General features: G+C 70.0%; 13 protein-coding genes and 1 pseudogene. 2 read left to right on the top strand and 12 right to left on the bottom strand.

Going from position 1 to position 9,142, the window contains the following annotated elements; translation table 11 throughout:
• The first annotated feature begins 260 nt into the window (after positions 1 to 260).
• Positions 261 to 1,409, top strand: a complete 1,149-nt coding sequence (locus AB0D53_RS37745) for a ParA family protein (RefSeq protein ID WP_362453889.1) — start codon at positions 261 to 263, stop codon at positions 1,407 to 1,409.
• The gene (locus AB0D53_RS37740; RefSeq protein ID WP_362453888.1) at positions 1,406 to 2,449 is read left to right on the top strand and encodes a ParB/RepB/Spo0J family partition protein; all 1,044 of its coding nucleotides are present in this window, start codon (positions 1,406 to 1,408) and stop codon (positions 2,447 to 2,449) included. The genes AB0D53_RS37745 and AB0D53_RS37740 overlap by 4 nt, the downstream gene beginning before the upstream one ends.
• A gap of 136 nt (positions 2,450 to 2,585) precedes the next feature.
• On the opposite strand, the gene AB0D53_RS37735 is transcribed toward AB0D53_RS37740, so the two are convergent.
• The 12 genes and pseudogenes from AB0D53_RS37735 to AB0D53_RS37680 form a co-directional block, all read right to left on the bottom strand.
• Positions 2,586 to 3,113, bottom strand: coding sequence for a hypothetical protein (locus tag AB0D53_RS37735; RefSeq protein ID WP_362453887.1), 528 nt, complete (start codon positions 3,111 to 3,113; stop codon positions 2,586 to 2,588).
• Positions 3,110 to 3,796 carry a hypothetical protein gene (locus AB0D53_RS37730; protein WP_362453886.1) on the bottom strand — a complete coding sequence of 229 codons (687 nt, stop codon included), beginning with the start codon at positions 3,794 to 3,796 and terminating at the stop codon, positions 3,110 to 3,112. Before AB0D53_RS37730 ends, AB0D53_RS37735 begins: the two co-directional genes overlap by 4 nt.
• Entirely contained in the window at positions 3,793 to 4,239 is a 447-nt protein-coding gene (locus AB0D53_RS37725) for an NUDIX hydrolase (RefSeq protein ID WP_362453885.1), read from the bottom strand. The genes AB0D53_RS37730 and AB0D53_RS37725 overlap by 4 nt, the downstream gene beginning before the upstream one ends.
• A gap of 22 nt (positions 4,240 to 4,261) precedes the next feature.
• Positions 4,262 to 4,441: a hypothetical protein gene (locus AB0D53_RS37720; protein WP_362453884.1), complete on the bottom strand. Its 180-nt coding sequence runs from the start codon at positions 4,439 to 4,441 to the stop codon at positions 4,262 to 4,264.
• Positions 4,438 to 4,926 (bottom strand): hypothetical protein, encoded by a 489-nt coding sequence (locus AB0D53_RS37715; protein ID WP_362453883.1) that lies wholly within the window; start codon positions 4,924 to 4,926, stop codon positions 4,438 to 4,440. The genes AB0D53_RS37720 and AB0D53_RS37715 overlap by 4 nt, the downstream gene beginning before the upstream one ends.
• Entirely contained in the window at positions 4,926 to 5,132 is a 207-nt protein-coding gene (locus tag AB0D53_RS37710; protein ID WP_362453882.1) for a hypothetical protein, read from the bottom strand. The genes AB0D53_RS37715 and AB0D53_RS37710 overlap by 1 nt, the downstream gene beginning before the upstream one ends.
• 161 nt (positions 5,133 to 5,293) lie before the next feature.
• Positions 5,294 to 5,731: pseudogene (locus AB0D53_RS37705) on the bottom strand (hypothetical protein); the annotation flags it as partial.
• The gene (locus tag AB0D53_RS37700; protein WP_362453881.1) at positions 5,728 to 6,405 is read right to left on the bottom strand and encodes a GGDEF domain-containing protein; all 678 of its coding nucleotides are present in this window, start codon (positions 6,403 to 6,405) and stop codon (positions 5,728 to 5,730) included. The pseudogene AB0D53_RS37705 and the gene AB0D53_RS37700, both read right to left, overlap by 4 nt.
• An 89-nt stretch (positions 6,406 to 6,494) precedes the next feature.
• Positions 6,495 to 6,770, bottom strand: a complete 276-nt coding sequence (locus tag AB0D53_RS37695) for a hypothetical protein (protein ID WP_362453880.1) — start codon at positions 6,768 to 6,770, stop codon at positions 6,495 to 6,497.
• An 85-nt stretch (positions 6,771 to 6,855) separates the two neighbouring features.
• Positions 6,856 to 7,698 carry a hypothetical protein gene (locus AB0D53_RS37690; RefSeq protein WP_362453879.1) on the bottom strand — a complete coding sequence of 281 codons (843 nt, stop codon included), beginning with the start codon at positions 7,696 to 7,698 and terminating at the stop codon, positions 6,856 to 6,858.
• Positions 7,699 to 7,789: 91 nt separating this feature from the next.
• On the bottom strand, positions 7,790 to 8,176 hold the full coding sequence (locus AB0D53_RS37685; RefSeq protein WP_362453878.1) for a hypothetical protein: 387 nt from the start codon (positions 8,174 to 8,176) through the stop codon (positions 7,790 to 7,792).
• Positions 8,173 to 9,129, bottom strand: a complete 957-nt coding sequence (locus AB0D53_RS37680) for an AAA family ATPase (RefSeq protein ID WP_362453877.1) — start codon at positions 9,127 to 9,129, stop codon at positions 8,173 to 8,175. The genes AB0D53_RS37685 and AB0D53_RS37680 overlap by 4 nt, the downstream gene beginning before the upstream one ends.
• Between the last annotated feature and the right edge of the window lie 13 nt (positions 9,130 to 9,142).

Below are 9,142 nucleotides of genomic sequence, written 5' to 3'. Positions count from 1 at the left end.
AGCTGGATGCACGGGCCCGTGCCGGGGATGTACCCGGGTGAGCCTGGCCGGTCTGGGTCGCAAACGGCGTGGGCGTCGCGACAGCGGCGGGTGGCGTTCGTGTCATGCCTTTTCCATCGTAGAAGTCGCCAACTCCCGTCTCTGGCCTGATCGCCCACTCGTGGGCGTGGTGCGCGCGGCGTAGCGGGCATTTACGACACCCGTCGCACATATGGACTGATTGCCAGAAGCCATCTGACACTCCTAGTAATGTTCGCCCCATGAGCATCCCAAGCCCTCGCGGGGACCGTGAGAAGCTAATCACCGCTCTCACGCCTCAGCTTCGTCGTCTGCTGAAGATTCGGGCGTTCGAGCACGGTATGGACATCCAGGACGCTGCGGAGCACGCAATCCGGGTGTGGTACGACGTGCCGAAGCCTCCCGAAGCGGCCACCGACGGGGCCAAGACCTGGGGCACCTTCCTGCCCCCCGGCGAACCTGAAAAGTTCAAGGAAGAATGCAGTGCCCGCGGCGTGACGTACGTTCAGGGCCTCGCCCAGGCGCTCAATCTCTGGCTAGAGGCACACCCCTCCCCCACAACGCCTCTCACCGCGCAGCCAGTCACGCGGGTCATAGTGGCCAACCAGAAGGGCGGCGTCGGAAAGACCTTCATCAGCAGCGGCATCGCGCAAGCCCTCGCAGAGGCTGGCAAGCGGGTCCTGATCGTCGACTACGACCCTCAAGGGCATCTCACCTCAGAGCTCGGCTTCGAGGAACTGATGTACGAGGACGACGTGGAGACCCTCCTCATGCACATGGAGGGAACGGCTAAGGGCGACATCCACGACTTGCTGGTGGCCTTGGACCACGAGCGCTTCGGCGAGCGTCTGCATCTGCTGCCGGCTTCCGACGACGCCTTCCTTCGCGACGTGTCCTTGTCCAAGGTGTCCTTCAGCGAGGCTGCGCTGGAGCGCGCGCTGGAGCCGCTGGAAGTCGACTACGACGTCATCATCATCGACGGCCCGCCCAGCCTCGGGCTGAACATGGACACTGCCCTCTACTACGTACGTCGCCGAGAGGGTGAGCTTGCGGACCGCTCCGGCGTGATCACCCCGGTGTGGGCCAACAAGGCGTCCCACCGGGCGTTCAAGCTACTCACCAAGCAAATGAACGACCTTTGCGTGAAGGGCCGGATCAAGGTCGACTACCTGGGGTTGGTCGTCAATGCCTACGACAGCCGCCGCGGAAAGCTCGTCAGCCAGAACAAGGATCAGTGGGAGCGCAGCGCCTCCCCCGCCGTTCTCGCTGTCATTGGGGACCTGAAGGAAGGGCGCGAGGCGAGTGACGGGGAGATCCCCCTGCTCGAGTACGCCCCCGAGAGTGAGCACGCGAATGCAATGCGGGATCTGGCGAAGGAGTTGGCGGTATGAGGAGGACGAAGCCCCGTAACCAGGGTGAGCGCGTGACGCAGGGTTTTGCGATCGACCCGGAGGCTGCGGATCTGACCGAGACTCCGCGCAAAGTGCGGACCCGCGCTCAGATCATCAAGGGTGAGGGTCGTCGGCCACCGGCGGCGGTGAAGCTGAACGCTCTGGCCCATAACCCGTTCAACCCTCGTGAAGAGCTCTCGGAGGTTGAGGAGACTGCCGAGTCGCTGCGGGCCAGGGGACAGGTTCAGCCGATCACGGTGGCACGACGGGAAACGTTCCTGTCTGCGCACCCCGGCCAGGAGAACCTCCTTGGCGATGCCGAGTACGTCGTCATCGACGGCAACCGTCGTCTGGCCGCCGCTCGTCTCGCCGGGCTCGATGAACTCCGGATCGACGTCAACGATGATCTGGCCGCGAGCGCTGCAGACATCCTGGAATCGGCGCTGGTCGCGAATGTTCACCGCGTGGACGTGCCCCCCTTGAACCAAGCGAAGGCCATTAAGGGCCTCGTCAAAGTCCACGGTTCTCAAGGCAAGGTGGCCAAGCGGCTCGGGAAGACTCCCGCCTGGGTTTCGCAGCGCCTGGCCCTACTAGAGCTCACCCCCGATCTTCAAGGGAAGGTCGAAACCGGCGAGTTGAAGGTAGAGCCAGCACGCCGCATCGGCCGCCTGCCGAAGGAGCAGCAGGCAGCAGCGGCGGCGGAAACCGTTAACGCCGTTAATACCCCCCGCCAGCGCTCTCCTCGAAGGGTGCTGTCGCAGCGGGATGGCGACGAAACCGTTAACGCCGTTAATACCTCTGCGGCGGAGGCGGCCGATGAGAGCTCGGTGGCTCCGACCGTTAACGCCGTTAATAGTGAAGGAGGAGCGCCTGCTGGATCGGTTTCGCTGGTGATCTCTTCGGTGTCTCCCGCGGAGGTGGTGGACGCTCTGGTCGCGCGGCTCTCTCCGGCTGACCTTGCGGTGGTGGCGGAACTGCTGCTGGAGCGGCTCGGTGACGATCACAGCAACGCTCCTGGTCGAGAGTCAGCGATGGCGTAGCCGTGCCAACACAGATCCTCATGGCCGACAGCTGTCCCTTCGGCTCTTAAGCCGGTTAAGAGGTCAAAACGCAAGAAGGCCCGTACTTCCCCGCATTGAACTGTGCGGGGAAGTACGGGCCTTCGCCGTGCTGGCGTCAGGCTGCCCAGGTAGCGGGCGCATCGTGGTCGGGGTTGGGGAGGCCGTCGGCGGTCGCCGGGGCTGCGGGGTGGCGCATGGCGGTGACCGGGACGGCGCCGGGTTCGTCGGCCGACGCCCACACCATCCTCCAGGCGTCGTCCCACTCGCAGGCGCAGCCGTGGTCCGGGTGCGGGTGCCGTAAGAAGACGCCGTGGGTGTGAACGGCGCGCGGGATGCGGGGGATGAGCACCGAGGGGTCGTCGCCCGGGTACAAATGCAGGTTGCGCCAGCCGTGGATCCGGGACATGTACGCGGCGGCGGCCTCGATGATGTCGGCCCACCGCTGGTGTCCGAGGGCGAGGAACGCGACCGGATAGAGGTGATCGTCGGTGGCGTCGTCGATTCCGGTGACGTAGAGACCGCGATGGGCGACGAAGCCGCTGTCGGCAGCGTCGTCGGCGCATGGGGTCCAGAGCTGTTCGACGGGGTGCATGGTGCCGTCGTCGCCCTCGCTGGTCTCGATCTCGTACGGGGTCGTGGTCACGCGCTCACCCCTTCGAGGGCGGCGGCCAGGAGGACGACGGCGTCGGCCTCGTACGGGTCGGCGAACAGCTGGTGGTCGCTGACGTCGAACGGCGCGTACCGCGCGCCGACGCGGTACCCGGGGATGAGGGTGGTCTTTTGTCCGTCCAGCGCGGCGGTGATCCGGTCGTGGTCCTGCTGGGCGTGGCGGGTCTGGGTGTACGGGCCGAGGCGCAGCAGGGTGTAGCCGTCGAGGCTGTCGTCGCGTTTGCGGGCCTCGATGTAGAGGGCGTAGTGGGCGAGTTCCATGCCGAGGTCGTCGGGCAGGGGAAGGCCGGCTGCGGCGTGGGTGAGCATCGCGTAGCCCGGCTGCCAGAAGCCGAGGATCGCGGTGGTCTGGCAGCGGAGCCAGCCGCGGTCGGTGTAGCGGAGCTGGCGGCCGTGGAGGTAGGCCGCGGCGTGCGGGGTGTCGGGGTGGACCAGGGCGACGGCGATCATGTCGGGGCCGTGGTCGTCACCGGGCCGGGTGTGTGCACGTTCCACGAACGGCCCGACGCGCACGGCGATGTCCTGGGCGCTGCCGGGCGTCCAGGGCTGCGGGTTGCGCAGCGCGGTGAGCGTCGCGCGGAACTGGTCGACGACGGCCTGGTCGGTGGGGGAGAAGGCGCCGGCGTTGCCGCAGCGGCGGAAGAAGGGTCGCTTCATCGGGTGGGCTCCTGCTCAGAGGTGAGGTAGCGGGCGCGGGCGGCTGCGCTGAGGATGTCGGCGTGGTCGAACGCCAGGTGCTCCGGCAGGTTGTTCAGGGGCCACCAGCGGGCGGTGCGGGCGTCGTCCCCGGCAACCGTCCGAGTACCGGCGGGAACGACGGCGAGGTAGGCGTCGGTGCTGTACCTGCCTCGCGGGTCACGGCCCGGCTGGTCCCAGGTGCCGATCGCGCGCAGCTGGTCGGGGTCGACGCGGACCCCGGTCTCCTCCAGGAGTTCCCGGGCGGCCGCCATGCGGCTGGTCTCCCCCTCGTCCTGGTGGCCACCCGGCAAAGCCCAGTCGCCCTCGAACGGCGGCCAGTCGCGCTCGACCAGCAGGACGTTGCCGTCGGGCGTCAGGGCGACCACGTCGGCGGTGTAGCGGATGGTCTCGGTCTCGGTCATGTGCACCTCTCGGTGAAGTGGATCAGTGGGCGGTGGTGTCAGTGACCACGAGGAACTGGTCGGTGCGCAGGTCCATCACGACGTGCGCGTCGAGGCCCTGGGCGCGCTGGGCGACGGCGTATTCGTCGGCGGGCCAGGAGCCGCAGGGGTGGCCGGCGGGGAAGCGCCCCAGGACGGTGCGCAAGGGCGCGACGGTGGTCATCGGTCACCGCCGTTCACGCGCTCGTAGATGTCGATCAGGGTGGTGATGGCGTCGGGGTTGTCGGCCAGGCCGACCCACTGCCCGCTCGCGGTGAAGACGGGGACCTGGTCGGTGTCGGTGTCGGCGTCGAAGATGACGACGTAGTCGCCGTACCTGTCGAGCACCATCTCCCCCAGGACCGGGATGAGCGCGGTGTCGAGGACCTCCAGGACGTCCGCGGTGAGCCGGGCGGGCTCGCCGGGCGTCGTCGGCTGGAGCATCGTGCCGGTGACGCGCAGCAGGTCGCCGGGCTGTATGCCGGTCAGCAGCTCGTGGACGATCCCGGCGGCCGCGCTGGTGCAGGAGACGACCGTGTCGGAGGCGTCGTCGGGAAGGGGGTCCGCGTCGGCGGGTCGGATGGTCAGGTCGAAGGTGGCGGTGCCACGCGGGCCGGGGGCGGGGATCGCGTCGGCCCACCCGTCGACGGAGCAGTGCTTGGTGTCCATCAGCTGGCCTCCGCCAGGGTCTGGGTGGGGCGCGGGGAGCGGGGGCGGGTGGTGCGCTGCACGAGCACCAGGAGCTCGCAGTTGCGCTTCTGCTCAGCGGGAGTGAGGGGCCGGGCCGCCGCGCCGCCGTGGCGGTGCCAGAGCGGAGAGGCCGGCGGCTCGGGGTAGGCGAGAGCGTGGTCGACGTCGCGGTCGGTGCTGCTCATGGGACCTCCGAGGGGGGAGGGGTTCAGGCGTGGGTGGCGCGCTTGGTGCTCTTGGGCTGGGTGTCGGAGGCGAACCTGCCGAGGCGGGCCTCAACGGGGTTCGCGGCGATCCAGTCCTCAGCGCACGCCTTGTGGACGGGCTCCCCGGAGTGGGAGCGCATCGGCTGGAAGTCGGGCAGCTGCTGGAACACGCGCTCCAGCAGGTCCGGCGTCGGCTTCCACGGGACGACCTGTCCGCGCGCGGGGACGGGCAGGGGCAGCTCCTGGACGTGCTGGAGCACGAGGTGCCAGGCCCCGGGGTGTGCCCACGGCGAGCAGAGCGGCGCTCCCTCGAGGTCCTGGTGGCAGTCGGTGATCCGGGCGATGCCGACGACCGCGCCGGTGACCAGCTGGCGGTCGCGGATCGTGCGGCCGATCAGCGGGACGCGCAGGGCGGGCCGGTCGACGGTCTGGCTCGTGTGCAGCAAGACCCAGCCGGTCCGCCACCGGCGGGGCCGGTTCTCCACTGTCTTGGCTCCGGCGAGGATGCAGGCCGCGTACGGCTGCCGGATGCTGATGCCGCGGATCCAGTCGCCCTCGGGCAGGGTCACTGTGCTCATGCGGCCCGCCCCCACACCGCTGTGCCCGGGCGTCCGGCCCGGCGCCCGTTGATGGACGGCACGGTGCGGTGCTGCGCCGTCGCGAGGACCGCCCGGCCGGAGTGCTTGCCGTCGTAGAGAGCAGCGTCGGCGGCCCTCTGCAACGCGGTCAGGTCGCGGGAGCCGACCGAGGCCGGGGCCGCGGCACCGACCGAGGCGGCGACGCTGACGGTGCGGCCGTCGTCCAGGGTGACCGGCGTGTGCAGCATCCGGACCAGCTGCTCCAGGCGCTGCGCGCGGCGGTCGGCCTTCAGCTCCAGGACCACGGCGAACTCATCGCCCCCGAGCCTGCCGACGGACGCGCGCGGGCCCGCCCAGGCGGTGAGGCGGGCTCCGATCGCGGCGAGGACGGTGTCGCCCGCCGCGTGTCCGAGCCGGTCGTTGATCTGCTTGAAGTGGTCGGCGTCGACCATGACCACGGTCGCCTTGTCGCCGTGACGGGCCAGGAGCCGGCGGGCGCGGACGGTGTAGGCGTCGCGGCGCAGCAACCCGGTCAGCGGGTCCTTCTCCTTGGCGGCGATCTGCTTGAGCAGCACGGTCGCGTGGACCGCCCAGCCGGTCAGCGGGACAGCTGCGGCGGTGATCAGAAGGGTGCGCGGGCCAAACCGGCCCGTCGGGTGCAGGACGGAGTCCATACTGGTGTCTCCCACTCGTCTCGTACGGGATCGGGAACCCGGGGCAGGCGATCGGTTTCGACGCCTGGAGCGCCTGTCCCGGGGCGAATTCACATCAGGCTGTTGGGGTTGACCCACGCCGTGGCGGTGGCCTTGTGCCAGTCCAGGACCCAGCCGGGGCGCAGGCCGCGCGCGGCCCATCCGTCGCTGGAGTCGTCGGGGGCCGGGAGGCCGGCGTACTTGTGCTGCACGGCCCGGTCGTAGGCGTTGTGCGCGGCGGCCAGGGCCTCGCCCGGTCCGGCGGCGCGGCCGGTGAAGACGTGAAGCCCTCGCCGTTCCTGGTCCGCCTCGTGGTGTATCGGGACGTCGACCTCGTATCGGCGCATGACGTCCAACTCCTTTCCGTGTTGAGGGACCACCGTGCCGCCCCGGCCTCCGTCGTGCGGAGGCCGGGGCGGCACGGAGCGTCCGTCAGGCGCGGTAGGTGGGCGGGCGGACTCCGGCCCGCAGTTCGCGGATGATCGAGCAGGGGCCCGTGGTGGCGCAGTACGCGTCGTCGGTGTCCGGGAGGGCGTTGCCTGTGGTGCCCCACATGTCGCGGGCGGCCGCGTTCACGGCGCGCAGCATCTCGCCGCCGTTGGGGCGGCATTCGCTGTTCTTGCCGACGCCGTGCCGGGCGGCGCTGATGAGGTGCTGGCGGGCCTGGCGGGCGGCCCAGCGTCGGCTGTCAGGGCCGGTGTTCTCGTGGACGTGCCCGCAGTCGTGGAAGGTGTCCATGTGGCAGCCGGTGCAGTGGTAGGTGACCAGCTGCTGCGGCTCGCTGTCGGGAAGCCACTTGCCTTCGAACTCGAAGACGATGACCTCCGCGCCCGGGATCTCGGTGTGAGCGAAGGCGGTGACGAGGCCGACGCCGTCCGCGATCCCGCCGCGCGCGGCCACGTTCCAGAACGTACGGGGGAGGAAGGCGTCCCAGCCCTTGCCGTGGGGCCACTGGGCGTACATGACGCCCTGCGAGGCGTCGAAGGTCGCGGTGCCGTCGGCGTTGTCGCGCTGGTACTGCTCGATCTGTGCGATCGACCCGAAGTACGTGGCGGAGAACTCCTCGGACTCCAGGAAGATCAGGCCGTACCCCTCGGGGCGGGTGTCGTGGCCGTTGTCCTTCAGGATCTCGACCATGTCCTCGTAGCCGGGGTTGCCCGGGGCCATGGTGCCGACGAGCGGTAACCGGTACCGGTCGCAGCTGGTGACGTGGGCCGGGTTGGTCGCGCTGATGTTGTGCGCGGTGCCGTACGTGTTCTTGATCGTGATGCTCATGGCTGGGTGTCCTTCCCGGGGGTAACAGCGGATGCCCGGCGTCGCCGGGTCGTGTGGGTTCGGGGTGTGGGTGAAGCGCCGGCGGCACGGCTCACGGCCGGGATCCGCGGATGTAGTCGATGGCGCTGGCGACATGGGTGTTGGCCATGAGGCTGCCGCCGGTGTCGATCCGGTCCCGGAGCTCGTCGAGCCGCGCCCACGCCGTCGTGAGCTGCTGCACGAGCCACGCCTCATCGCCGGTGCCGTCCTCGCCGAGCCGGGCTTCGACCGCGGCGAGGCGGCCGGCGTCCTGACGGCTGGCTTCCAGAAAGGCGTCGGCCCGACGGAGCTCGTCGGCCGTGAACGCGGCCTCAAGGCTCCTTGCGGCGTCGGCCCGCGGGTCGTCGGCGTAGGCGGCGAAGCCGCGCAGGTGCACCACGAGGCGGGCCAGCTCCCAGTCGCTCCGGCCGGGCTCTTTGCTGTCTTGGAGGAAGGTCATCGCGTGCTCCCAGCGCTCTCGCGGAGCACCGCGGCGGCGTGGCCGTCGGGCTCCTGGTCCACAGCGGCCACCGGGCCGTGGTGAGTGCAGACGCTGTCCTCGTCGTCGTCCAGGTCGCCGTTGAGCGCCCGGAAGAGGCAGACGACGCTGTAGGCGGGCGCCCAGGCGTGGGCGGTGCACTGGTCGTCGTGCGGGCACGGCACCAGGACGTCGAAGCCGTAGTCGCCCTCACCGTCGACGTCGGTCCGCAGGGCGAGGGTGAGGCGCTGCTGTCCGAGGCGGATCTCGGCGACGCGGTCGCCGTCGGCGATGTCCGAGCCGTCGCGCCACCTCCACAACGGCAGGATCTCCTCGCCGAACATGCGGCGTACGAGGTTCAGGTCGCCGAGGCCGGCGCCGCCGTCGAGTCCGAGGTCGGCCTGCCGCTTCTCGCTCAGGCGCTCCAGGTACGGCAGGAGCCGGGGGAGGCTGTCGGAGTAGACGATCTCGGGGAAGCCCTCGGACTTCAGCGTGCGGCGGGAGGCGAACATGTCGTCGTGCTGCTGGGCGACCACCTTCTCCGGCACCGTGCGGTTGGCCGGCCGCGGTCCCTGCCGTTCGATGCAGATGCTGCCGGGGGTGGTGAGCAGGACCGCGATGGGGAGCATGTCGTGGCGCTTGGCGGCGGCGACCAGCGGCTTCCTGGCGGCCGGGGTGACGTTGGTGGCGTCGATGACCGTGAACAGTCGGCGGCGCATCCTCGCCTCCAGGAGCAGGTGCAGGGCGGCGACCGCGTCGCCGGTCGCGTCCTGGTCGCCCGCGTCGTCGCTGATGACCTCCCGCAGTGCGTCCAGGGACAGGACCTGCGAGGCGGGCCAGGTGCGGGCGAGGGTCGACTTCCCGGCGCCGGACGGGCCGATGAGGACCACGAGGCTGTGCTCGGGCATCGGCGGGTAGCAGATCAGCTCGGTCATGCGAGATCTCCTT

The sequence above is a fragment of the Streptomyces sp. NPDC048295 genome (assembly GCF_040652135.1).
Taxonomy (GTDB): Bacteria; Actinomycetota; Actinomycetes; order Streptomycetales; family Streptomycetaceae; genus Streptomyces.
The sequence above is the reverse complement of the archived record's forward strand: the minus strand, read 5'-3'. Positions and strand labels throughout refer to the sequence as shown.